The organism is Stenotrophomonas muris (assembly GCF_052751275.1).
The window spans coordinates 577621-602502 of the sequence record NZ_CP199879.1 but is presented as its reverse complement, the minus strand read 5'-3'; the positions used below and the strand labels follow the sequence as shown (position 1 = coordinate 602502).

The window sequence follows — 24882 nt, the reverse complement described above, 5'->3', positions numbered from 1 at the left end:
ACAAGGACCTGTCCCGGTGTACGACGCAATCATTCGATTCAAGGGGATTTCAGATGATCAATCGCAAGTCGCTCAGCAAGCACCCGCTGAGCTTCGCCCTCGCCTCCGCCGTGCTGCTCGCTGCGGCTGCCCCGGCGATCGCACAGGACGCCTCGGGCTCGACGCAGACCACCGAAGAGGCATCCAAGTCCAAGGCCACCAATCTGGATACGGTGACCGTCACCGGCTCGCGCATCAGCCGCGACGTGTTCAACTCGGTCTCGCCGGTGCAGGTCGTCACCCGTGAAGAAACCACCCTGGCCGGCTTCAACTCGACCACGGCGGCCCTGCAGAGCACCGCGGTCACCGCCGGTGCGGCGCAGATCAACAACGCCTATGGCGGCTACGTCACCGACGGTGGCCCGGGCGCCAACACCCTGGGCCTGCGCGGCCTCGGCCCGACCCGCACCCTGATCCTGCTCAATGGCCGCCGCGTGTCGCCGGCCGGTACCCGCGGCTCGGTGGGCTCGACCGACCTGAACGTGCTGCCGAACTCGATCGTCGACCGCGTCGAAATCCTGAAGGACGGTGCGTCCTCGATCTACGGCTCCGACGCCGTTGCCGGCGTAATCAACATCATCACCAAGAAGAAGGTCGATGGCGTCAGCTTCGAAGCACAGCACAACGCCACCGATGGCGGCGGCGGTGAAGAGCGCCGTTACTCCATCATGTTCGGTGCCACCGGCGAGCGCTCGCACTTCTCCGGCTCCTATGAGTACTACACCCGCAACGAGCTGACCCTGGCCGACCGCAGCTGGGCCGGTGGCTGCCCGACCGACATGTACCGCGACATCGACGCGGGCGACTATTGGGGCAGCGGCGACTTCATCGACCCGCTGACCGGCAAGCCGAAGTGCTGGTCGCTCGATGCCGGCGGCACCACGCTGAACACCATCGGCACCAACACCCGTACCGGTGTTGCGGCCCCGGGCGGCGCCGGCACCCGCTTCAACCGCTGGCGCCCGAATGCGGCCATCACCACCGGCCTGGTGGGCTACGAAGGCGTGGACCTGAACACCCGCGACACCTTCGATCCGGCCATGCGCAACCAGTCGCTGATCTCGCCGACCAAGACCCACACCCTGTACCTGCAGGGTGGCTTCGACCTCAACGCACTGGGCGATGCCGAGCTGTACTACGAGTTCCTGGGCAACAAGCGCAAGTCGACCCAGACCGGCTATCGCCAGCTGACCCTGGACTATGCCGTGGGCAGCCCGCTGATCCCGGCCAACCTGCGTGACAGCGTTGCCGGTGCTCCGACCGACCAGACCAGCGGCAAGAACCTGGGCGTGCGTGCGTTCATCGGTTTCGGCAACGACACCAACAAGCAGAACGTCGACTTCCTGCGCTTCAATGCCGGCCTGCGTGGCCACCTGAGCTCGGAGTGGAACTATGACTTCAACGTCATGCACTCGCGCAGCGACGCCGACTACACCTTCGAGAGCTTCCTGACCAGCCGCCTGCGCCAGAGCCTGGACGTGGTCTCCAACGGTGCCGGTGGCTATGTCTGCCGGGACGGTTCCAACGGCTGCATCGCCGCGCCGGCGCTGAACACCAACACCATCGGTGGCAAGCTGCCGCAGGACTGGAAGGACTGGGTGTTCGTGCCGGTCACCGGCAACACGCTGTACAAGGAAACGACGGTCAACTTCAACGTCAACGGCCCGCTGTTCGACATGCCGTACGGTTCGGCCGGTGGTGCATTCGGCGTCGAGTACCGCAAGGCACGCATCGACGACACCCCGTCGCCGTACTCGATCAATGCCGACCTGTACAACCTGACCAACGCCACTCCGACCCGCGGTTCGGACTCGGTGTTCGAAGCCTACGGCGAACTGGAACTGCCGCTGCTGTCCGGCGTCACCGCTGCCGAGGAACTGACGGTCAACCTGTCCGGCCGCTACACCGACTACAAGTCCTACGGCTCGGATGAGACCTACAAGATCGGCGCGCTGTGGACCCCGGTGAAGTGGCTGTCGTTCCGTGCGTCGTACGGCACCTCCTACCGCGCACCGGCGCTGTTCGAACAGTTCCTGGGCGGCACCACCGGCTTCCTGAGCAGCAGTGCCGACCCCTGCAACGAGTATGGTGATCGCAACCCGAGCTCGCCGCGTTACCAGAACTGCGCATCGCTGGGCCTGGCACCGGACTACCTGGCCACCCAGGGCGTGACCGTGGTCACCCAGGGTGGTGCCGAGGCCGGCCTGGAAGCCGAAACCTCCAAGGCCAAGACCCTGGGCGTGGTGATCCAGCCGGAATTCGGCAGCGGCTTCGGTGACCTGTCCTTCGCCGCCGACTACTTCGACATCGAAGTGAAGAACGGCGTCGACAGCGCGGGCGGTGCGAACATCCTGTCGCGCTGCTACGACAGCGGCAGTGCCGACTTCTCCTCCGGTTCGGGTCTGTGCCGCCTGGTGGCCCGCAACCCGGTCAACAACCAACTGGTGGTGACCAACGGCTTCATCAACCTGTCCACCGACAAGGTCCGTGGCCTGGACTTCACCACCCGCTATGTCCGCGAAATCGGCCCGGGCACCCTGCGCACCACGCTGCAGTTCACCCACTACCTGGAACAGGCCAGCAAGGTCTTCTCCGACGATCCGCTGGTGGACTACAACGGCATGCTGTCGCGTCCGGAAAACACCGCCTCGCTGGACCTGAGCTACAAGTGGAAGAACTGGCAGGTGCGTTACGGCCTGGACTGGATCGACAAGATGGACAGCTACGCGTACTACGAGGAGCGCAACCCGGGTGACTTCGATCCGGCCACCTCGGCGTACAAGCTGTACACCCCGAACTACTTCCTGCAGGCCATCTCGGTGAAGTATGAAGCGGACAAGTGGTCGGTCACCGGTGGCGTGCGCAACTTCGCCGACCGCAAGCCGCCGACCATCTCCCAGGGTGTCTACAGCACCGTCGGCAACGCGCTGCTGTACAGCGGCTTCGACTACTTCGGTCGCAGCTACTTCCTGAACATCACGCGTTCGTTCTGATCCTGCTCCCTGCAACCGCCGCCCTTCGGGGCGGCGGTTCCATTTCAGGCACCGGATTCTCCGCAGGCCGGTGCCAACGCATTCCGAGGTTGCAATGAAGCGAGCCCTGCTGCTGGCGGCCCTGGCCAGCCTTTCACCGTTGCTGCACGCCAAGCCTGTGGCGCCCACCATCGAACAGATGGCCGCCTTCCCGGCCATCTCCAGCCTGTCGTTGTCACCAGACGGAAAACACATCGCCGGCCTTCGCGCCGATGGCGAGGAGCGCGTGATCGTGGTTTGGCGGACCGATGCACTGGACAAGCCACCCACGGTGATCGGCGCCAACCGCATGAAGTTCCAGAGCGTGTCGTTCATCAAGAACGGACAGCTGGCCGTCGTGCTGTGGCAACCCTACGACCTGCGCGCCGACCGGGTGACCAAGACCTTCGTCAGCAAGTTCTTCATCACCGACATCGAAGGCAAGCAGTGGAAGGAGCCGATCACGCCGCCGCGCGCCTCCAGTCGCAATGAAGAGCTCGAGCAGGCACTGGCCAACGCCACGGTGCTCGACACCCTGCCCAACGATCCCGACCACATCCTGGTGGTCAACGGTTCGGGCAGCAGTTCCGGTGACGTCTACAAGGTCGACCTGCGCAACTTCACCTCCCAGCGCATCCAGAAGACCGAAGAGCGCGTGGCGGGCTATATCACCGACCTGGACAGTGAACTGCGGGCACGCCTGCGGCAGGACGTCGACGGTACCGGCGCCTACGTCGCCACCGAGTTCCGCTCGCCTGCCAACGGTGCCTGGGAGGAGCATTTCCGCTCCTACGTGAAGAACCGCGACGTCAACCAGGTGATCGGCTTTGCCGATGATCCGAACATCGCGTTCGTACTCAGCAATGTCGGCCGCGACAAATCAATCGTCTACGAGTACGACATCACGGCCCGCAAGCAGAAGGAAGTGCTGTTCGAGCACAAACTGTTCAACGCCGGCTCGATGCTGATCAACCGCCACCGGAGCGGTGCGGTACCCTTCGGCGAGATCATGGGAATCGGCTACGCCGGTCCGCGCGGCGACGACATCCAGTGGACCTCTCCGCGCATGAAGGCCCTGGACCAGGGGCTGCGCCAGGCGCTTGGCATCCGCCAGGAGCCGCTGGCGATGGTCGATACCGCGAACGGCCAGCGCTACACCGCCAACTACGATACAGGCCTGAGCTACCGCATCGTCGACTACACCGCCGATCTTTCCAATGTGCTGGTGGCTACCTCCGGCCCTTCCAACCCGCCCGAGTATCACCTGCTGCACGACGGCAAGCTGACCCTGCTGGCCAAGACCTATCCGCAGATCCAGCCAGCCGCGCTGGGCACCACCCGGCTGGTCTACTACAAGGCACGCGACGGGCTGGACATTCCGGCATTCCTGACCACGCCCAGCACCGAGCTGTGCGGTGCCGGCCCGTGGAAAGCCGTGGTGCATCCGCACGGCGGCCCGTGGGCGCGCGATGGCATGGACTTCGACGGCTCGATGTGGGTACCGCTGATGGCATCACGCTGCATGGCGGTCCTGCGCCCGCAGTTCCGCGGCTCGGCCGACTGGGGCCGCAAGCTGTGGATGGCCGGTGATGCCGAATGGGGCCAGAAGATGCAGGACGACAAGGACGATGGCGCGCAGTGGATGATCGACCAGAAGATCGCCCAGCCCGGCCACATCGCCATGTTCGGCTTCTCCTATGGCGGCTACTCGGCGTTCGCGGCTTCGGTGCGTCCCAATGGCCTGTACAAGTGCGCCATCGCCGGTGCCGGCGTTTCGGACATCAAGAAGATCTGGTCGCGCTTCTATACCAACCCGTTCTTCCGCCAGGCCCAGGCGCCGACCGTGGCCGGCCTCAACCCGGTCGACAAGGCCGGTGAAATGAAGATTCCATTGATGGTCTACCACGGTGACCGCGACCGCACGGTGCCGATCGAGCAGTCGGAGTGGTTCGTGAACAAGGCCAGGGGTTCGGGGCAGCCGGTCGAGTTCCACGCCATCGCCGACTACGCGCATGGTCCCGCCTGGACCCGCGCGATCATGGGTGACCAGCTCAGGCTGATCAACGACTACCTGGGCAAGGGCTGCGGCGGCGGCGGCCTGTAAGCCGCACCGCTTCCTGCAAGGGCGCCCACGGGGCGCCCTTGCACGTTCTGGCCCTTGCGCCCGGACATGACCTTCGACACCCTTGCAGGCCAGGCCGGCGGCGTATCGTTCGGCCCACGGCCGTACCTGCGGCTTCTCCCTGACTCACTCGGCCTGGAGGCCAAGAATAGTGATGACGCGCACTCCCAAGATCGTCCTGCTCAGCCTGGCCGTGTCGGCCGTGCTGGCCGGCTGCGGCAAGAACGAAACCCCGGCCAAGGATGCCGCGACCCCCGCCCCGGCCACCGCCGAAGCCACCACCTACAAGCTGGACGACAGCAAGCTGCCGGCCTACAACGCCTTCCAGCCGAGCGACCTGGACACCACCAAGGACGCGTGCACCGCCTTCGGCGACTACGTCAACAGCAAGTGGCTGGCCGCCAATGAAATCCCGGGCGACCGCACCAGCTGGGGCGCGTTCACCATCCTCGACGAACGTTCGGTGGCCGTGCAGCACCAGCTGGCCGAACAGGTTGCGCAGGTCAAGAACCCGAACCACATCGAGAAGATCGTCGGCGACCTGTGGGCCACCGGCATGGACGAAGCCAAGATCAACGCCCAGGGCATCGAGCCGCTGAAGGCCGACCTGGCTGCGATCGACGGCCTGCAGGACAAGGCGGCCATCGCCAACTACCTGCGCACCAGCGCCGCCAAGGGTGACAACCTCCTGTTCGGCTTCGGCGCTGAAGCCGACTTCAAGAACTCCGGGGTGAACATGGCCTATGCCAGCCAGGGCGGCCTGGGCCTGCCGGATACCACCTACTACACCGATGCCAAGAACGCCGACAAGCTGAAGGCCTATCAGGCGCATGTCGCCAAGGTGCTGGAGCTGTCCGGCGTGGCCGCGGCCGATGCAGCCAAGCAGGCCGAGGACGTGGTCAAGTTCGAAACCCGCCTGGCCAAGGCCTCCAAGTCGCGCGTGGAGCTGTCGCGCAACGTCGAGCTGTACTACAACCCGGTCACCCTGGCCGACGCCGACAAGCTGACCCCGAACTTCAGCTGGACCGAGTTCTTCAAGTCGCAGGGCGTGGCCGCGCCGGAGAAGTTCTCGCTGGCCATGCCGGCCTTCCATGAGGAAGTGAGCAAGTCGCTGGCCGACACCGATCCGTCGGTGTGGCGCGCCTACCTGCGCTTCCACACCGTGGACAGCGCCTCGCCGTACCTGGCCGATGCCTTCGTGCAGGAGAACTACGAGTTCTACGGCAAGACCCTCAACGGCCAGAAGGAGCAGAAGCCGCGCTGGAAGCGTGTGCTGGGCACCATCGAAAACGATGCCGGTGAAGCCTTCGGCCAGCTGTACGTGAAGGTTGCCTTCTCGCCGGAAGCCAAGGCGAAGATGGAAGAACTGGTGAAGAACCTGGCCGCCTCGCTGAAGGACCGCATCCAGGGCCTGAGCTGGATGAGCGAGGAAACCAAGGCCAAGGCCATCGCCAAGTGGGAAACCTTCACCCCGAAGATCGGTTACCCGGACAAGTGGCGCGACTGGTCGGGCCTGCAGACCCAGCGCGACAGCTACCTGGGCAACGTGCGCGCGGCCAACGAGTTCAACTACAAGTTCAACCTGTCCAAGATCGGCAAGCCGGTGGACAAGACCGAGTGGGGCATGACCCCGCAGACCGTCAACGCCTACTACAACCCGCTGCAGAACGAGATCGTGTTCCCGGCCGCCATCCTGCAGCCGCCGTTCTTCGATCCGAAGGCCGACGACGCGCTGAACTACGGCGGCATCGGTGCGGTGATCGGCCATGAGATGACCCACGGTTACGACGACCAGGGCGCACGCTTCGGGCCGACCGGCAACATGGAAGACTGGTGGACCCCGGCCGACAAGAAGAACTTCGAAGGCCTCACCGGCAAGCTGGTCAAGCAGTTCGACCAGTACAAGGTCGACGGCCAGGCAGTGAACGGCCACCTGACCCTGGGCGAGAACATCGCCGACCTGGGCGGCCTGGCCACCGCCTACGACGCCCTGCAGAAGGCCACCGCCGGCAAGGAAGATGCGAAGGTCGACGGCTTCACCCGCGACCAGCGCTTCTTCTTCAACTGGGCCACCGTGTGGCGCACCAAGTACACCCCGGAAAACGCCAAGGTCCGCCTGGCCACCGACCCGCACGCCCCGGCGCAGTTCCGTGCCATGGGTGCGCCGTCGAACCTGCCGACCTTCGCTGCCGCGTTCCAGTGCAAGGCCGGTTCGCCGATGGCCCGCACCGGCGAGCAGCAGGTGGTGATCTGGTAAGCCACGGCTGACGCTGCGGCAGACCTGCAAAGGCCCGGGAATCCCGGGCCTTTGTTTTTCACAGCGCCCGTCATCCACGCATGGCTCAGGCCGTTGGTAGATGCCGACCCTGGTCGGCGCACGGCCCAGCGGCGCCACCGTGACGCGTGCATGCCGCGCCCATGCACAGCTTGCTATAGTGCGCGCGCCCTCAATCCATCACGGATTCGTTCCACATGCCCAATTTCCGTCCGCTTGCCATCGCCCTGGGCATCAGCCTGGCGACCCTGGTCCCGACCCACGATGCGTTCGCCGCCAAGAAGAAGGCCGCGCGCGCCCCGGCCGTCAGCGCCCAGTGCAGCGACTTCTACGACGCCACCAATGCAGGCTGGCTGAAGGCCAACCCGGTGCCGCAGACCGGTGCCACCACCGCGCTCGGCCAGCTGGTCGAGCGCAGCCGCCAGCAGCAGCGTGAACTGCTCGACGCAGCGATGAAGTCGCCGCAGGGCAACGTGCAGAAGCTGCTGGGCGACTTCTGGGCCAGCGGCCTGGACGAAGCCGCCGTGGAAGCGGACGGCTCCAACCCGATCGCGCCGCTGCTGACCCGCATCAACGCCATCAAGAAGGCCAAGGATGTGCCGGCCTCGATCGCCGCGCTGCACCAGGTGGGCATCCCGGTGGCCTTCAACTTCGGCCCGGACGTCGACCTGAAGGCACTGGACCGCCACATCGGTTACTTCATGCAGGGCGGCATGGGCCTGCCGGACCCGGCGTTCTATACCCGCACCGACGCCGATACCGTGGCGCTGATGGGGCGCTACCGCAACTACGTCAAGCAGATCCTGGCGCTGACCGGCACCCCGGCGGCCAGGCTCGATGCCGAATCGCAGTCGGTGATCACGCTGGAGACCGAGCTGGCGCGCAATGCGCAATCGCTGGCCGGCATCAACAACCCGTTCAACAACTACGCGCCGATCTCCACCAAGGAGCTCAACAGCCGTTACCGCAACCTGCAGCTGGACGCGTTCCTGAAGGCACAGGGCGTGGACGACGACCTGGTCTCGCTGGCCGACCCGGGCCTGTTCAAGCAGCTCGATGGCATGGTCACCAAGCTCAAGCCGGACCAGTGGAAGGCCTACCTGCGCTGGCGCGTGGGCGACTCGATGGCACCGTACCTGTCCAAGGCCTACCGCGACGCGGAGTTTGAATTCCGTGGCCGCGTGCTGCGTGGCGAAACGCTGCCGCCGCAACGCTGGGAAGACGTGCTGGAGGCGATCAACGTGGCCGCCGGCCCGATGGTCGGCCGCGAATATGCGGCCCGTTACCTGTCGGCCGAAGACCGTCGCCAGGCGGCGTGGATCGTCGACAAGCTGCGCGAAGTGCAGATCGAGGCGGTCAAGAACAACAGCTGGATGAGCGCCGAAGCCAAGACCGAAGCGCAGGCCAAGCTGGCTGCGCTGAAGATCGAGATCGGCACCCCGTTGCGCGACCTCGACTACAGCGTGCAGCCGATGGGCCGCGGTTCGTTCGGCGGCAACATGCTGATCGCGTCGACCTGGCGCCACCGCGAGGAAATGAAGCGCATCGGCAAGGGCAACGCCGACCGCCGCTGGGACGTGCTGCCGCAGCAGCCGTCGCTGGCCTACGACCTGGCACAGAACCGCCTGATCGTTACCGCGGCGATCCTGCAGGGCCCGGTGTTCAATGCCAAGGCCGACGCCGCCGACAAGTTCGGCAGCTTCGGTGGCCTGGTCGGCCATGAGCTGACCCGTGCGATCGACGCCAAGGGTGCACTGGTCGACGCCAAGGGCGAACTGCGCAGCTGGTGGACCCCGGCCGACAAGACCGCCTGGACCCTGCTTGGCAACCGCGTGGCCGCGCAGTACAGCGCCTACGATTTCCCGGGCGTGAAGGGTGCCAAGGTCAACGGCACGCTCACCCAGGAAGAGAACCTGGCCGACATCGCCGGTCTGGAACTGGCCTGGGCGGCCTATACCGCGCAGGAGCCGAAGGCCAAGCCGGCACAGCAGCAGGGCTTCTTCCGCGCCTGGTCGGCGTTGTGGGCACAGCAGCTGTCGCCGAACGAGGCCGTGCGCCGCCTGACCGCCGACATCCGCGCGCCGGGCCTGTGGCGCAGCAACGGCACGCTGGCCAACCTGCCGGCATTCGGTGCCACCTTCAGCTGCAAGGCCGGCCAGCCGATGCAGCGCAGCGAAGCCGACCAGATCAAGGTCTGGCGCTGAGCCACGCGCACTACCCGTAGTACAGGGGGCGCCTTCGGGCGCCCTTTTTTGCGGGTGCAGCACGATCCCGGGTTAACACCGCGCGTGCTATCGCTGCGGCTTCGTCCATCGCGGAGCCCCGACATGGCACACAAGAACACGATCTGCCTCTGGTACGACAACGGCGCGCTCGAGGCCGCCACCTTCTACGCCAGCATCCTGCCCGACAGCGCGGTGATCGCCGTGCATCGCGCCCCCGGCGACTTTCCGGATGGCAAGGAAGGCAACGTGCTGACGGTCGAGTTCACGGTCTGCGGCATTCCCTGCGTCGGCCTCAACGGCGGACCTGCGTTCAAGCACAGCGAAGCGTTCTCGTTCCAGATCCAGACCGACGACCAGGCCGAGACCGACCGCCTCTGGGATGCGATCGTCGGCAATGGCGGACAGGAGAGCCAATGCGGCTGGTGCAAGGATCGCTGGGGCATCTCCTGGCAGATCAGCCCGCGCATGTTGATCGAAGCCGTGACCAGCAAGGACAAGGCATTGGCCAAGCGCGCCTTCAACGCGATGATGCCGATGAAGAAGATCGACATCGCCACCATCGAAGCGGCAATCAAAAAAGGGGACGGAGGGGATTAAGTCGTTTCTCCCCATGCCCCGTGTGCAGATGCAGATTGCGACTTAATCCCCTCCGTCCCCTTTTTGCGAGGTGTTGATGTCCTGGGATGCGATCGTCGTTGGTGGCGGCCACAACGGCCTGGTCTGCGCGGCCTATCTGGCGCGCGCTGGAAAGAAGGTGCTGGTGCTGGAACGTCGTGGCGTTCTCGGCGGTGCCGCAGTCACCGAGGAATTCCATCCCGGCTTCCGCAACTCGGTGGCGTCGTACACGGTGTCCCTGCTGCAGCCCAAGGTGATCGACGACCTGCAACTGCATGCGCATGGGCTGCGCATCATCAATCGCCCGGTCAACAACTTCCTGCCGATGGAGGATGGTCGTTATCTGCTGTCGGCACCGGGCCGCACCCAGGCAGAGGTCGCGAAGTTCTCCGAGCGGGATGCGCAGCGGCTTCCCGAATACGAAGCGCGCCTGGAGATCTTCGCCGATGTGCTGCGCGCGTGGGCCCTGCGCGCGCCACCGGATGCCGGCGTTGCGGGTGGTTGGCGCGCGTTGCCTGCGCTGTGGCAGATGGGTCGTCTTGGTCGTGAACTGGCCACGCTGGATGCCTCGCTGCGGCAGGAGCTGCTGGACCTGTTCACGCTGTCGGCAGCCGAGTATCTGGATCGCTGGTTCGAAAGCGAACCGATCAAGGCGCTGTTCGGCTTCGATGGCATCGTCGGCAACTACGCAAGCCCCTATACACCGGGCAGTGCCTACGTACTGCTGCACCACGTATTCGGCCAGTGCAATGGCGTGAAGGGTGCGTGGGGCCATGCGATCGGCGGCATGGGCGCGATCAGCCAGGCGATTGCAGCCTCGGCACGCGAGGCCGGAGCGGAACTGCGCGTGGAGGCCGGCGTGCAGCGCGTGCGAATCGAACAGGGCCGCGCGGTGGGCGTCGAACTGGCCAACGGCGAGATCCTGCGCGCACGCACGGTGGTCGCCAACGTCAATCCGAAACTGCTGTACGAACAATTGCTGGAACCGGCACAGGTACCCAACGCGACACGCGAACGCATGGCGAACTGGCGCTGCGGTTCCGGCACGTTCCGGATGAACGTGGCGCTGTCGCGGCTGCCGGAGTTCCGCGCCCTGCCCGGGCCCGGCGATCACCTCAGCGCCGGCATCATCATGGCACCCAGCCTGGATTACATGGACCGCGCCTGGCTGGATGCGCGCCGCGACGGTTGGGCGCGCGAACCGATCGTGGAAATGCTGATTCCGAGCACGCTGGACGATTCGCTGGCGCCGCCCGGGCAGCACGTGGCCAGCCTGTTCTGCCAGCATGTGGCGCCGGTGTTGCCTGAAGGCCGCCATTGGGACGATCACCGGGAGACCGTGGCCGACCTGATGATCGCCACCGTCGAACAGCATGCGCCCGGCTTCACCGCCAGCGTGCTCGGTCGGCAGGTGCTGTCGCCGCTGGATCTGGAACGCACCTTCGGCCTGGTCGGCGGCGACATCTTCCACGGCGCACTGAGCGCCAACCAGCTGTTCTCGGCACGGCCGATGGTCGGCCAGGCCGGCTATCGTGGCGCCCTGCCCGGGCTGTACCTGTGCGGTTCGGGCACACACCCCGGCGGCGGCGTCACCGGTGCACCGGGGCACAACGCGGCGCAGGTGGTGTTGCAGGATCTGTAGAGGCGTGCCGACCAACGGTCGGCACCTGCAGCGTCAAATGATCCTTCGGATCATTTGACGCTGCGCAGATGGTTCGGGCGCTTCGGTGGGCCGGGCGGGCGGCGCCTGAACGGCGGCTGCCCGCGCCAGTAGCGGATCAGCAACCAGCCGAACAGCATGCCGCCGAGGTGCGCGAAGTGGGCCACGCCCGGCTGCCAGCCGGTCATGCCCAGCACCAGCTCGCCCACACCGAACAGGATCACGAAAGTGCGCGCCTTCATCGGGATCGGCGGGAACAGCAGCATCACCCGCTGGTTCGGGAACAGCATGCCGTAGGCCAGCAGCAGGCCGAACACGCCGCCGGAGGCGCCCAGCACCGTGGCAGGGTTTTCCAGCAGCGTACCCACCAGCAGCTGGCAGACACCGGCACCGGCCACGCACACCAGGTAGTACAGCAGGAAGCGCTTCTCGCCCCAGGTCTGCTCCAGCGGCGCGCCGAACATGAAGACCGCCAGCATGTTGAAGAACAGATGGCCGAAGCTGCCATGCAGGAAACCGTAGGTCAGCAGCTGCCAAGGCTGGAAGTTGCCACCCGGCGAGAACGCGTCGAAGCCCTGCTGCAACGGTTGCAGCATGAACGGCTCGAAGGTCTGCATGCCGAGCAGGAACGGCTGCTGCAGCAGGAACAGGATCGCGTTGGCGATCAGCAGGGCCTTGGTGACGGTTGGCAGTCGCGGGAACATGGGAGCACCGGCATGGAACGGCCTCCATCATAGCCGCAGCATCGTGTCTTGTTGGCGACCCGCAGGTCCGGCCTGTTCAGTCGCCAGCGGTGCTCAGCCCGGGCCCCACACCGCTGCGTCCAGCGCCGCCGCCGGATCGGTCGCCGGCATCCGCACCCGGCCGTTCTCCACCCGCACACCCTCGGCGCGCAACCGTTGTGACTGCTCGCGCCAGCCGGCCGACCCTTCTTCCATGGCAATGCGCCCGTCCGAGCGCAGCACGCGGTGCCAAGGCAGGTCCGGGTCGTCGTTCTGGCCCAGGATGCGTGCGGTCAGGCGTGCACGCCCGGGCAGGCCCGCGCGCATCGCCACCTGGCCGTAGCCCATCACCTGCCCCGCCGGGATTGCGCGGATCACCGCCAGGATGCTCGCACGCGCCTGCTCCGGCGTCAGCGCCGCAGGCGGGTCACCAGCAGAACGCCGATCAGCACCAGCACGGTGCCGGCGATCTGCGCCGGCCCCATCGGTTCGTCGAGCAGCCATAGGCTCATCACGATGGTGGAAACAGGGCCCAGCATACCGACCTGCGCGGCCAGCGACGAACCCACGCGCTGCACCGCCAGCATGATCGCCAGCACCGGCAGCACCGTGCACACGGTGGCATTGACCAACGACAGCCACTGCACCGGCGCCGGTGCCTGCCACAGCAGCGGCAGCGGATGGGTCACCGCGAAATGCAGCAGCACCAGCACGCTGGCCACGCAACTGGCATAGGCGGTCAGCCGCACCGCACCGATGCGCGCGACCACCTGCCCACTGCCGAACAGGTACAGCGCATAGCTGAGGGCACTGCCCAGCACCAGCAGGCTGCCGACGATGATCTGCCCACCCTCGCGCTGCAAATCGTGGCCGAAGGCCAGCAGCACGCCGAGGTAGCTCAGCACCAGCGCACCGATCTGCCAGCGGCCCGGCCGCTGGCGCGCCAGCAGCACGTTGATCAGCAGTACCAGGGTCGGGTTCAAGTACAGGATCAGCCGCTCCAGGGTCACGCTGATGTACTGCAGTCCCTGGAAGTCGAGCAGGCTGGACAGGTAGTAGCCGGTGAAGCCCAGCCACAGCACGCGGGCACGGTCGGCCCAGGACAACGGCTCGGCCCGGCGCGCGGCCCACGCTGCCATCAACGCGAACAGGGGCAGCGCCATCAGCATGCGCAGGGCGAGCAGCGTGGTGGCATCGACGCCGTGGCGCAGGCCGAGCTTGACGATGATCGCCTTGCCCGACGCGGCGATGGCGCCGATCGCGGCCAGGCCGATGCCGCCCAGCGCAATGCGTGGGGAAGCAGTGGCAATGCGGGAAGCGGGAGTGGACATCAGGACGACGGCGGGCCGCGCAGAGCGGCCCGGCAAGGCGTGGGGTCGCTCATTGTCGCATGGGGGCGCCCGCTGCCCTGTAGAGCCGAGCCCGCGCTCGGCGTCGCCAGGCCGGTGCGAAAGGCTGCCGAGCAGGGCTCGGCCCCACAACATCCCGGCTCAGCGCATCAGCACCACTTCTTCGGCCGAGGTCGGGTGGATCGCCACGGTGTCGTCGAACTGGGCCTTGGTCGCGCCCATCTTCACCGCCACCGCAAAGCCCTGCAGGATCTCGTCGGCCGCTTCGCCCAGCAGGTGGATGCCTACCACGCGTTCTTCCGGGCCGGCACAGACCATCTTGAACAGGCTGCGCTGGGTACCATTGGCCAGCGCCTGCAGCATCGGGCGGAAGCGGCTGTGGTAGACGCTCACCTGGTCGAAACGCCGGCGCGCTTCTTCCTCGCTCATGCCCACCGCGCCCAGCGGCGGATGCGAGAACACCACGCTGGCCACGTTCTCGTAATCCATTTTGGACTGCGGGCGCCCCCCGAACAGGCGGTCCATCAGCCGCCGCGAAGCGGCCACCGCCACCGGGGTCAGGCCGACCTTGCCGGCGATGTCACCGACCGCGTGCACGCTCGGCACGCGGGTGGTCTGCCACTCGTCCACCTGCACCTGATCGTGCTCGCCGATGTCGATGCCGAGCGCTTCCAGACCCAGGCCACGGCTGTTGCCGCGGCGGCCGGCAGCGAAGAACACCGCATCGAACACACTGTCGATCGGGCCGTCATGGCCGAACGCCCGCACGCGCTCGCCATCGCGCTGCAGTTCGCGCAGGCGATAGTCGAAATGGATCCGCACGCCCTGCTGTTTCAGGTTCTCGGCCAGCTGATCGGTCAGCTCGTAATCGAAGCGCTCCAGCAGGCGCTTGCCGCGCACCAGCAGGCTCACGCGGCTGCCGAGCGCCTGCAGCAGGCCAGCCAGCTCCACCGCGATGTAACCACCACCGATGATCGCCACCTCGGCCGGCGCCGCACGCAGGTCGAAGAAATCGTCGGAGACCAGGCCCAGCTCCGCGCCGGGAATATCCGGACGCAGTGGATGCGCGCCAGTGGCGATCAGGATGTGTTCGGCGCTGTAGTGCACGCCATCACTGCAGGCCACGGTGTGCGCATCAAGCAGATGGCCACGTGCCGGAATGCGCACCACGCCGGTTTCGTCCAGGCGCTTGTGGTAGCTGGTGTGGATGTTGCTGATGTAGGCCTGGCGATGGATCACCAGTTCCTTCCACGACAGCGCCGGGCGTGCCTCGACATCGAAGCCCATCGCATTGGCCAGGCCGATGCGCTCGTGCAGGTCGGCCGCCAGCCACATCGCCTTCTTCGGCACGCAGCCGACATTGACACAGGTTCCGCCCAGTTCGCCGGGTTCCAGCATCGCCACGCGCTTGCCATGCTGCGCGGCGCGGATCGCACCGGCCAGGCCGGCGGAGCCGCCGCCAAGGACGATCAGGTCGTAATCATAGGATGCAGTGCTCATCGGAATCGCTCGGGTCAGTAAGGGGCAGGATCGATCGCTGGCGTGTGGCCGCAGACGAGATCGGCGATCCGCTGGCCGATGCCGGCGCTCATGCTGACGCCGAGCATGCCATGCCCCGCTGCAGGCCAGACGTGAGGATGCGCGGGCGCGCGGCCGATCAGCACAGCGCGTGCGCGCTCATCGCTCACCCCTGCTTCGTCCTGCGCCGCATCGGTGGCCACTGCCGGTAGGTCATTGCACGCCACAGCCATTCCATCGGACCAAAGCGGAAGCGCGCCAGCCACGCGTGCGAAACAGCCACCTGCACGGCAAACAACAGCAGCGCGAACAGCAGCTGCACGCTGCGCGGCATCATCTCGAACCTGCCCAGGCCGTAGTGGTAGAAGGTCCAGGTACACAGCAGCGACTGGCCAAGATAGTGGGTCAACGCCATGCGCCCCACCGGCGCCAGCCACGCCAGCCGCGTGCGCCAGTGCACGATCCACGCCAGGTAGCCCAGGCACATCGGCAGCCCGCCAACCGTGACCAGGGCCATCGCCGCGGTCACCGGCAGGTTGTAGGCGCCGGGTGCAAGGTAGGGTTTCCAGGCAACCCCCAGCAGCGTGACCAGCAGCCCCAGCGGCAGTGCGATCCAGCGCAGCGACGCGTACAGCCGCGGGAAGCGCTCCGGCGTCGCCAGCGCGCCACTGCCGGCGAACCAGCTGCCGAGCAGGAACATGCCCAGCACTTCCGGGCCGCTGATCAGCAACGCGCCCATCGAGGTGCCGAACTCGCTCAGGCGCTGCACAGTGGCCTGCGCCCAGCTGCCCTGCCCGTACACCTGCCGCTGCAGGTCGATGCTCTGCTGCGCCTCGGCAAGCATGCCCTGCACCTCTTCGGCCGACGCCATCGACACCATCGCACCCACCAGCAGCATCATCGCTACACCGCCGAGGTAGACGATCACGCCCATCCACGGCAGCCAGCTGCGCGGCGCCTCGCGGCAGGCCAGCAAGGGCAACGATACCAGCGCATACATCACCAGGATGTCGCCGGACCAGACCAGCAGTGCATGGCACAGGCCGATCAGCAGCAGGCCGGCGCTGCGGCGCAGGTAGAACGGGGTGAAGTCGCGCCCGGCCACCTCGGCGCGTTGTGCCATCACCGCAAAGCCGGCACCGAACAGCAGCGAGAACAGGGTGAAGAACTTGCCCTGCACGAACACATAGACGAAGGCGTCGGCCCAGTAATCGATGCCCCGCCAGTGCACGTCAATGCCGGTGAAGGCCAGGTCCAGCGGGCCGCTGAAAGCCTCGATGTTCATCAGCAGGATGCCCAGCAGCGCAGCACCACGCAGCACGTCCAGCACGGCGATGCGTTCGCCGGAAGCCACCGGCTGCAGGGAAGGAGAAGCGGCGTTCACGGGGCGTCCGTCAGGCAGGTCCGCCATTATGCCGCCGGCCCGTGCACCATGGATGGCCGCGGCGTGTTCCAGAAACGCAACGGCCCGCCGAAGCGGGCCATTGCTGCCATCACGATCGCGCTGCGATCAGTGCTGGTGACCGCCGTCGCCGTGGACGTGGCCGTGGTCCAGCTCTTCCTTGCCGGCTTCGCGCACGTCGACGATTTCGACGTCGAAGTGCAGGTCCTTGCCAGCCATCGGATGGTTCAGGTCAACGTCGACGACGCTCATGCCGACCTTCTGCACGGTCACCGCACGCGGGCCGAAGTTGGTCTGCAGCACGACCTGCTGGCCCGGCGCCAGCTTGGTATTGCCGAAGTGCTTCTTCGGCACGCGCTGGGACAGGCCCTCACGACGCTCGCCGTAGGCATCGGCCGCCTTGACGTCGACGTTGAAGGTCGCGCCGGCTTCCTTGTCCATCATGGCGTTTTCCAGGCCCGGGATGATGTTGCCGTGACCGATCAGGATCGCCAGCGGCTCGCCGCGGTCCTTGGACGATTCGATCGGCTCCTGGCCGACTTCGGAAACGGTGTAGTGGAAGCGGACAACGCGGTCTTTTTCGATCTTCATGCGCAACTCTGTCTGGATCTGCCGGAGGCAGGCGGGTTGGGGCGGGTTGTCGCCCGGCGGGGACGCCGCCATCATGACGGCCAATCCAAGGTGGCGCATTATCCGGAGATCATGCACATCACGCCAGTTTCGTCCGGCCAGCGCCGGTTTCTCGCCCCGGCCCTGCTGCTGGCCCTGCCCCTGTTGATGACCGCCTGTGGCGGTGGCAAGGCCACCCGCCCGGCCCCGCCCCCGCCCACGGCGAACTGGCCAAAGACCGTGCCGGACAACCCCGAGGCTGCCAACTCGGTGCTGATGCGCGCCATCAGCCTGGTCGGCACGCCCTACCGCTATGGCGGCAACACCCCGGATTCGGGCTTCGACTGCAGCGGCTTGGTCGCTTATGTCTATCGCGAGATGCTGGACCTGCGGCTGCCGCGCACCTCCCGCGACCTGGCGGCGGTGCAGGGCCCGAAGATCGACCCGCAGCGCCTGGCCACCGGCGACCTGGTGTTCTTCGGCAGCCGCGGCAGCGTCACCCACGTCGGTATTTATGTAGGTGAAGGGCGTTTCGTGCATGCGCCGAGCACCGGCGGCACCGTGCGCCTGGACTCGCTCAGCGGTCCCTACTGGAAGGACCACTACACAGGGGCGAAACGCGTCCTTCGCTAAAATGAACAGGCGATATATTCAAAACTGTGACGAACATCACTGTGCAACTAACGAATTACTAACGGAATTTTTAACTTATCCGCGCTTTTACAGGGCATGATGCCCCATCGTTTTTTTCCTGTGACCGACGCGTGACGACTGACGACCTGAAAAGCGAAGGCCAGACTTCCGTATCTTCACGTAGTGCCCGCCCGCTGTTGCTTGGCCTGGCACTGTGTCTGACCAGCCTTCCGGCCTGGTCGCAGACTGCTCCGAACCGTTCCGATGTGACCCCGGCCCCGGTGGCCGAGAGCACCGCCCGACCGGCCGCCAAGGCCGAGGCTGCCGCTCCGCAGCGCAGCCGCGTCGATGCCGCCGCCAGTGCCACGCTGGCCGCCCTGCTGCCGCACCTGGCCGCCAACGACACCATTCCGCTGATGGACCGCTCGGCCGTGGTGGCCGGCGACCTCAGCCGCCTGCTCGCCAACTACGACACCAGCAGCGCCGCCAATGGCAGCGTCGTCGGCACCGCCGCCGACAACGGCAAGGTGCAGTCGCTGCTGCGCCGCGCGATGACCCTGCTGGGCACCCCGTACCGTTGGGGTGGCAGCAACCCGGACAGCGGTTTCGACTGCAGCGGCCTGGTCGGTTATGTGTTCCGTTCGGCCCTGGGCATCGAACTTCCGCGCGTCTCGCGCGAGATGGCCCACGATGACAATGCCGAACTGATCAACGACCGCACCGCGCTGGCCGCGGGTGATCTGGTGTTCTTCGGCCGCAAGGGCCGCGTCGACCACGTCGGCATCTACGTCGGCGATGGCCGTTTCCTGCATGCGCCGAGCTCGGGCAAGGACGTCCGCGTGGACACCCTGCTCAGTGGCTACTGGGGCAACAAGTTCATGCAGGCCCGCCGGGTCGACCTCTGACCGGCTGGCGTCACAGCGCCGTCTGACACGAGAAAGCCGCTGCCCTGCAGCGGCTTTTTTGTTGGGGCCCGCGTAATGGTGGGTAGCTGCCGACCTTGGTCGGCACCGCCTCCATCCACGCATGGCGTGGATCTACCACGGCCGGCAGCGCGTCAGCCATCTCCCAAACGAAAGGCCCGCCGGTCAGGGCGGGCCTTTCATCTCCACGCAACCTCAGCTGCGTGGCGGTGTCGGGTCAGGATCGTCCACGCCCACATTGCTGGACGGATTGTCATACACCGCCTGGTCCAGCAGCCCGGTTTCCTTGGCCACGATCACCGGCACCAGCATCTGGCCGGTCACATTCGTCATCGTGCGCATCATGTCGAGGATGCGGTCGATGGCATACAGATAGCCGATGGTCTCCAGCGGCAGGTTGGCTGCGCTCAGCACCACCGTGGCCATGATCACCGCGGTACCCGGCACGCCGGCCGTACCGAAGCTGCCCAGCACCGAGGCGATCAGCACCACCACGTACTGCTCCGGGGTCAGCGGCACACCGCTGTACTGCGCGATGAACACCGCGCACAGCGCCGGATAGATCGCGCCGCAGCCATCCATCTTGATGCTGGCGCCCAGCGGCACCGCGAATGAACCGTAGTCCTTGTTCACGCCCAGGTTGTGGGTGATCGAACGCAGCGCCACCGGCATCGCGGCGAAGCTGGACGAGCTGACGAAGGCCACCTGCATGCCCGGCGCCGCGCCGCGGAAGAACTTCAGCGGGTTCAGGCCGTGCGCCAGCAGCAGCGCGCTGTAGACCACCACGATGTGCAGGGCGCAGGCCACGTACAGGGCCAGCACGAAATGGCCCAGCGGCAGCAGCTTCTCGAAGCCATAGCTGCCGACCAGGCCGGCGATCAGGCCGAAGGTACCGATCGGGGTGACTTCCAGCACGAAGCGGGTCACCTGGATCATGATGTCGCTCATCTGGCCGACCAGCTTGCGCGCCTCGGTCACCTTCTCGCCCAGCTTGACGATGGCAAAGCCCACCAGGCCTGCGAAGAAGATCACCGGCAGGATCGAGCCGCGACCGGCCGCCAGCACAGTCTCACCGGCCGCATTGACCTTGGTACCGATGCCGGACAGCGCGTAGAAGACATTGGCCGGCACCACGTCCAGCAGCACCTGCACCACACTGGGCACTTCGCGCGGCACGTAGTTGCTGGCCATTGTCAGCTGCAGCCCGCCGGCACCGGGCTGCAGCACGGTCCCCACGCCCAGCCCAACGCATACCGCCAGCGCCGCGGTGATCACGAACCAGAGGAAGGTGCGGCCACTGAGCGCGGCGACCGACTTCTGCCCGTGCAGCGACGAGATCGCGTTGATGACCGCGAAGAACACCAGCGGCACGGCGATCATCTTGATCAGGGTGACGTACAGCTCACCGAGCGGGCCGAACCACGTTTCCGCGGCCGGGCCAAGCGCCCAGCCGGCCAGCGCGCCGAGCACGAAGCCACCGACCACGCGCTGCCAGAATGGAATCCGCAGCCAGGCAGAGACCAGCTTCATAGGCAATCCAGAGGGGAAGGAAGGGATGCTGGCACGATAGCCCAAGGCGGCCCGCAGAACGACCGCCCGGCCGGCAAATCAGTGTGTCATCGGCGTGCCTTGCAGGGGCGGGCATAATGAACGTCCCGTTACAGTTTGTGAGATCCCAGCGTCCATGCGCCGTTCCGTCTCCCTGTTGGCCGCCTGCGCCACCACCCTGCTGCTGGGCGCCTGCGCCAGCACCACCCCCGCCTCTGCCCCGGCCGGCCTGAAGGTCGCCGTCGACCCGGTCGCCCATCCGGCCGGCGAGACCCCGCAATGGTGGTACCGCAGTGGCGCCGCCCAGGCCGCCGCCAACGGCGCGATGTCCGGCAAGGCGAAGAACGTCATCCTGTTCCTCGGCGACGGCATGAGCCTGACCACCGTGGCCGCCTCGCGCATCTACGAAGGCCAGCAGAAGGGTGGCTCGGGCGAGGAGAACCTGCTGTCCTGGGAGCGCTTCCCGGCCACGGCGTTCAGCAAGACCTACAACACCGATTCGCAGACGCCGGACTCGGCCGGCACCATGACCGCCATCACCACCGGCGTGAAGACCCACATGGGCGCGATCGGTGTCAGCGCCGGCAGCCGCACCGACTGCGCCGACAGCCTGTCCAAGGGTCTGCTGACCTGGCTGCAGCTGGCCGACAGCGCCGGCCTGGCCACCGGTGTGGTGTCCACCGCGCGCCTGACCCATGCCACCCCTGCTGCCACCTATGCGCACTCACCCGAGCGCAACTGGGAAAACGACACCGACCTGACTGAAGCGGCCAAGGCTGCAGGCTGCAAGGACATCGCACAGCAGCTGCTGTCGACCTCGCGTTATGGGCGCGGCCCGCTGGTCGCTCTCGGCGGCGGTCGCGCTGAATTCACCACCGTGGAAGAGCGCGATCCGGAATACGACGACAAGGTCGGCCAGCGCCTGGATGGCCGCAGCCTGGTGCAGGAATGGCAGCAGGCGCACCCGCAGGGTGCCTACGTGTGGAACAGCAAGCAGCTGGCGGCGGCCGCCAATGCGCCGGCCATCCTCGGCCTGTTCGAACCGGACCACATGCGCTACGAATACGAGCGCCCGCAGGATCCGGGCGGTGAGCCGAGCCTGGCCGAACTGACGGCTGCAGCGATCAGGAATCTGGCCAGGCACCAGGAAGGCTACGTGCTGATGATCGAAGGCGCGCGCATCGACCACGCCAACCACAGCGGCAACGCCTTCCGTGCACTGACCGAGACCGTGGCGCTGTCCGACGCGGTGCGCGTGGCCAACGAGCTGACCTCGGCCGATGACACCCTGATCATCGTCACCGCCGACCACTCGCATACGCTGAACTTCGTCGGCTACCCGGCACGTGGCAATCCGATCCTGGGCAAGGTGAAGGACAAGGGCGGCGAAGATGGTGCCGGCAAGCTGGACTACGCGCTGGACGGCACCGGCCAGCCGTACACCACGCTGAGCTATGCCAACGGCCCGGGCCATACCGGCAGCAGCAACCAGCAGCCGGCCGGCCCGAAGCGTTACCCGCACAACCCGAGCAGCTTCGAACCGGCCAACGGCCGCCCGAACCTGCGCGAGGTCGACACCGAGCATCCGGACTACATGCAGGAAGCACTGGTGCCGATGAAGTCCGAATCGCACGGTGGTGAGGATGTCGGCATCTGGGCGCGTGGCCCGGGCAGCAAGGCGATCCGCGGCACGCTGGAACAGAACGCGATCTACCACATGATCGTGCAGGCCACCCCGGCCCTGCGCGAGCGCCTGTGCCAGGCCGGCACCTGCGATGACAAGGGCGTGCCGGTGCAGCTGCCGGCACCGACGGCCTTCGAGCGCAAGGCCGAGGCCAAGTGATCGTGCGGCAGGCCCGCCTCGACCGCGGCCGCTTCGCGCGGTCGCTGGTCCTGCTCGGCGTACTGGCCGGTTCCAGCGCGCTGGCGCAGGCGCCGGCCTGCAAGCTGCTGACCGACGAACACGGGTTGTGGCCGCTGCCCAACTGCGAGGTGGTCGATCACCGGCCGAAGATCAGCGCCGATGCGCTGAAGGACCTGAACTACGACGACCACGGCCTGGCCGTGGTGTATGCCGACCAGGGCTTCCACTACGTCGACCGCAAGGGCCGCAGCCTGCCTGTGCTGACCTGGGACAACGGCCCGGAAACACCGCAGGAAGGCCTGCTGCGCGGCCGCGTCGGCAACCGCGTCGGCTACTTCGACCTGACGTTCCGCCAGGTGGTGCCCGGCACCTACGATTTCGGGTGGCCGTTCCAGGATGGCGTGGCCGAGGTCTGCAACGGCTGTCGGCGCGGCACGCCGGATGCCGATGGCCACACGCCGATGGAAGGCGGGGAGTGGTTCCGCATCGACCGCGCGGGCCGTCGGGTGAAGTAGGTTTTTCGGCAGGGCTGCGCCCTGCACCTGCTACACGCCAGAGCAATAGCAACGGCCACGGCCGAAGCAACAGCAACAGCGTGCGTTCCGTGGGATGGCGGGGCGCTGTGGGTTTGCGGGGACGCCGTAAACCCGTCCCTGGGGGCTTGGTCGCCGCATCCATGCGGCTCACACCCCGCAAACCCACAGTGCCCCGCCTTCGACAGTTTTCCGGCGGCTGTTGGTAGGTGTCGACCTTGGTCGACACATCTGTCAGATATCGAAATAAATCGGGGTCAGATCCGTTTTCCGCAGGAAAACGGATCTGACCCCATCGGCACGTCCAACAGTTCGCAGGAAACTGTCGAAGGCGGGGTGGGTCCGGTTGCGGGGGCGTGAGCCGCATGGATGCGGCGACCGAGCTTACATGGACGTACTTGCAGCGGCCCCCGCAACCGGACCCACCCCGCCTACCCTCAGGAAACCAGCTTCTGCTGTTGCTGTTGCTGTTGCTGTTGCCGTTGCTCTGGATCGTAGCGGGTGCAGGGCGCAGCCCTGCCGAGCAACCCTATACTTGCCGCCGTGACTGCCTTCCCTGCCCTCGTTCTGCTGGATGCGCCACTGCTGGTGGGCTACAGCGGCGGTGTCGACTCGACCGTGCTGCTGCACTGGCTGTGGCGCAGCGCCAAGGCCTCCGGCACGGCGCTGCGCGCGGTGCACGTGCACCATGGCCTGCACCCCGATGCGGACGACTGGGTGCTGCATTGCCAGCACCAATGCGCAGCGCTGGGCATCGAACTGGCCGTGCATCGCGTGCAGATCGCCCCTACATCGGGCCTGGGCCTGGAAGGCGCAGCACGGCAGGCGCGACGCGCCGCGTTCGCCACCGAACTGCGCGACGGCGAAACACTGGCGCTGGCGCAGCACCTGGACGACCAGGCCGAGACCTTCCTGCTGCGTGCCCTGCGTGGCTCCGGCGTCGATGGTCTTGCCGCGATGTCCGCAGACAGCCGCGTAGGCGAACACCGTGTGTGGCGACCGCTGCTGGCGGTGCCGCGCCGTGCGCTGCTCGATTACGCGCACCAGCACGCGCTGCGCTGGGTTGAAGACCCCAGCAACGCCGACGACCACGCCGATCGCAATTTCCTGCGCCTGCAGGTGCTGCCGTTGCTGCGCCAGCGCTGGCCGCACACCGCCGCGGCATTGGCGGGCAGCGCCCTGCATTGCCGGCAGACCCGCGAACTGCTGGACGAGGAGGACGCCGAGCTGATCGTGCATCTGGAGGTGGCACCGCGTGTGCTGTCGCTGCAGCTGCTGCGCCAGGTGTCACCGGGCCGCGCCGCGCGCGTGCTCCGTGCCTGGGTGATCGGCCATGGGGCCGCCCCACTTCCGGCCACGGTGCTGCAGCAGGCGCTGGACGAGCTGCTGCCAGCCGGCAACGATCGCCAGGCGCGGGTGCGCTGGCACGATCATGCCATCCAGCAATGGCGCGATCATGCCTATCTCCTGCCCGCGCAACTGCCGGCGCTTCCCCATGATTGGCAGGCCGGATGGGATGGACGCGCGCCATTGGCGCTGCCCGATGGCGGTCAGCTGCACCTGCACGGCGCCGAGGCCTTCGAACGGCCGCTCCAGGTCCGTGCGCGTGTGGGCGGCGAACGCATCCTGCTGCCCGGTCGCCAGCATTCGCATGCGCTGAAGGACTGCCTGCAACGCGAACACCTTGCCCCCTGGCGACGCGCCCAGCTGCCGCTGGTCTTCGATGGAGCGCAGCTGCTTGCCGCCGCCGACGTGGTCATCGCAGCTCCCCTGCAGGCCTGGTTGCAGGCCCACGACGCGCAGCTGCAGTGGCGTCCGGGCGGCTGGTGAATTG

The 24882-nt window shown here is 66.7% G+C and carries 18 protein-coding genes and 1 pseudogene; 11 read left to right on the top strand and 8 right to left on the bottom strand.

Features of this window, described 5'->3' with window-relative positions:
• Positions 1-53 precede the first annotated feature (53 nt).
• From ACUVWL_RS02555 to ACUVWL_RS02530, 6 genes are all read left to right on the top strand, one after another.
• Complete coding sequence (locus ACUVWL_RS02555) at positions 54-3032, top strand: TonB-dependent receptor plug domain-containing protein (RefSeq protein ID WP_014647913.1); 2979 nt, start codon at positions 54-56, stop codon at positions 3030-3032.
• Positions 3033-3126: 94 nt separating this feature from the next.
• Entirely contained in the window at positions 3127-5154 is a 2028-nt protein-coding gene (locus ACUVWL_RS02550) for an alpha/beta hydrolase family protein (protein WP_445978789.1), read from the top strand.
• 172 nt (positions 5155-5326) lie between these two features.
• Positions 5327-7429, top strand: coding sequence for a M13 family metallopeptidase (locus ACUVWL_RS02545; protein WP_032957470.1), 2103 nt, complete (start codon positions 5327-5329; stop codon positions 7427-7429).
• Between the two features lie 215 nt (positions 7430-7644).
• Positions 7645-9651, top strand: a complete 2007-nt coding sequence (locus ACUVWL_RS02540; RefSeq protein ID WP_445978788.1) for a M13 family metallopeptidase — start codon at positions 7645-7647, stop codon at positions 9649-9651.
• Between the two features lie 123 nt (positions 9652-9774).
• The gene (locus ACUVWL_RS02535) at positions 9775-10269 is read left to right on the top strand and encodes a VOC family protein (RefSeq protein ID WP_445978787.1); all 495 of its coding nucleotides are present in this window, start codon (positions 9775-9777) and stop codon (positions 10267-10269) included.
• A gap of 76 nt (positions 10270-10345) precedes the next feature.
• Positions 10346-11929 (top strand): phytoene desaturase family protein, encoded by a 1584-nt coding sequence (locus ACUVWL_RS02530; RefSeq protein ID WP_288496721.1) that lies wholly within the window; start codon positions 10346-10348, stop codon positions 11927-11929.
• Positions 11930-11979: 50 nt separating this feature from the next.
• On the opposite strand, the gene ACUVWL_RS02525 is transcribed toward ACUVWL_RS02530, so the two are convergent.
• From ACUVWL_RS02525 to ACUVWL_RS02495, 7 genes and pseudogenes are all read right to left on the bottom strand, one after another.
• Entirely contained in the window at positions 11980-12651 is a 672-nt protein-coding gene (locus tag ACUVWL_RS02525) for a rhomboid family intramembrane serine protease (protein ID WP_126411223.1), read from the bottom strand.
• A gap of 93 nt (positions 12652-12744) precedes the next feature.
• The gene (locus ACUVWL_RS02520; RefSeq protein ID WP_414615635.1) at positions 12745-13173 is read right to left on the bottom strand and encodes an MGMT family protein; all 429 of its coding nucleotides are present in this window, start codon (positions 13171-13173) and stop codon (positions 12745-12747) included.
• Entirely contained in the window at positions 13080-14000 is a 921-nt protein-coding gene (locus tag ACUVWL_RS02515) for a DMT family transporter (protein ID WP_014647921.1), read from the bottom strand. Before ACUVWL_RS02515 ends, ACUVWL_RS02520 begins: the two co-directional genes overlap by 94 nt.
• Before the next feature lie 159 nt (positions 14001-14159).
• Positions 14160-15518 (bottom strand): glutathione-disulfide reductase, encoded by a 1359-nt coding sequence (gorA, locus tag ACUVWL_RS02510; RefSeq protein WP_049442360.1) that lies wholly within the window; start codon positions 15516-15518, stop codon positions 14160-14162.
• Positions 15519-15532: 14 nt separating this feature from the next.
• Positions 15533-15667: pseudogene (locus tag ACUVWL_RS02505) on the bottom strand (amino acid dehydrogenase); the annotation flags it as partial.
• Positions 15668-15702: 35 nt separating this feature from the next.
• Positions 15703-16947 (bottom strand): DUF418 domain-containing protein, encoded by a 1245-nt coding sequence (locus ACUVWL_RS02500; RefSeq protein WP_041863671.1) that lies wholly within the window; start codon positions 16945-16947, stop codon positions 15703-15705.
• Between the two features lie 99 nt (positions 16948-17046).
• Positions 17047-17529: an FKBP-type peptidyl-prolyl cis-trans isomerase gene (locus ACUVWL_RS02495; protein ID WP_014647924.1), complete on the bottom strand. Its 483-nt coding sequence runs from the start codon at positions 17527-17529 to the stop codon at positions 17047-17049.
• Between the two features lie 111 nt (positions 17530-17640).
• Between ACUVWL_RS02495 and ACUVWL_RS02490 the strand changes: the two genes are divergently transcribed.
• Both ACUVWL_RS02490 and ACUVWL_RS02485 read left to right on the top strand, forming a co-directional pair.
• The gene (locus ACUVWL_RS02490) at positions 17641-18180 is read left to right on the top strand and encodes a C40 family peptidase (RefSeq protein ID WP_026347086.1); all 540 of its coding nucleotides are present in this window, start codon (positions 17641-17643) and stop codon (positions 18178-18180) included.
• A 131-nt stretch (positions 18181-18311) separates the two neighbouring features.
• The gene (locus ACUVWL_RS02485) at positions 18312-19085 is read left to right on the top strand and encodes a C40 family peptidase (protein ID WP_005414115.1); all 774 of its coding nucleotides are present in this window, start codon (positions 18312-18314) and stop codon (positions 19083-19085) included.
• Between the two features lie 213 nt (positions 19086-19298).
• Here the strand turns inward: ACUVWL_RS02485 and ACUVWL_RS02480 are convergent, their stop codons facing one another.
• Positions 19299-20633 (bottom strand): dicarboxylate/amino acid:cation symporter, encoded by a 1335-nt coding sequence (locus ACUVWL_RS02480; protein WP_014647927.1) that lies wholly within the window; start codon positions 20631-20633, stop codon positions 19299-19301.
• Between the two features lie 154 nt (positions 20634-20787).
• On the opposite strand from ACUVWL_RS02480, the gene ACUVWL_RS02475 reads away from it, so the two are divergent.
• The 3 genes from ACUVWL_RS02475 to tilS all read left to right on the top strand — a co-directional run bounded on the left by ACUVWL_RS02475 (position 20788) and on the right by tilS (position 24878).
• Complete coding sequence (locus ACUVWL_RS02475; protein WP_445978786.1) at positions 20788-22494, top strand: alkaline phosphatase; 1707 nt, start codon at positions 20788-20790, stop codon at positions 22492-22494.
• Positions 22491-23030 carry a WG repeat-containing protein gene (locus ACUVWL_RS02470; protein WP_032960809.1) on the top strand — a complete coding sequence of 180 codons (540 nt, stop codon included), beginning with the start codon at positions 22491-22493 and terminating at the stop codon, positions 23028-23030. Before ACUVWL_RS02475 ends, ACUVWL_RS02470 begins: the two co-directional genes overlap by 4 nt.
• A 561-nt stretch (positions 23031-23591) precedes the next feature.
• Positions 23592-24878, top strand: coding sequence for a tRNA lysidine(34) synthetase TilS (gene tilS / locus ACUVWL_RS02465; protein WP_445978785.1), 1287 nt, complete (start codon positions 23592-23594; stop codon positions 24876-24878).
• The last annotated feature ends 4 nt before the right edge of the window (positions 24879-24882 follow it).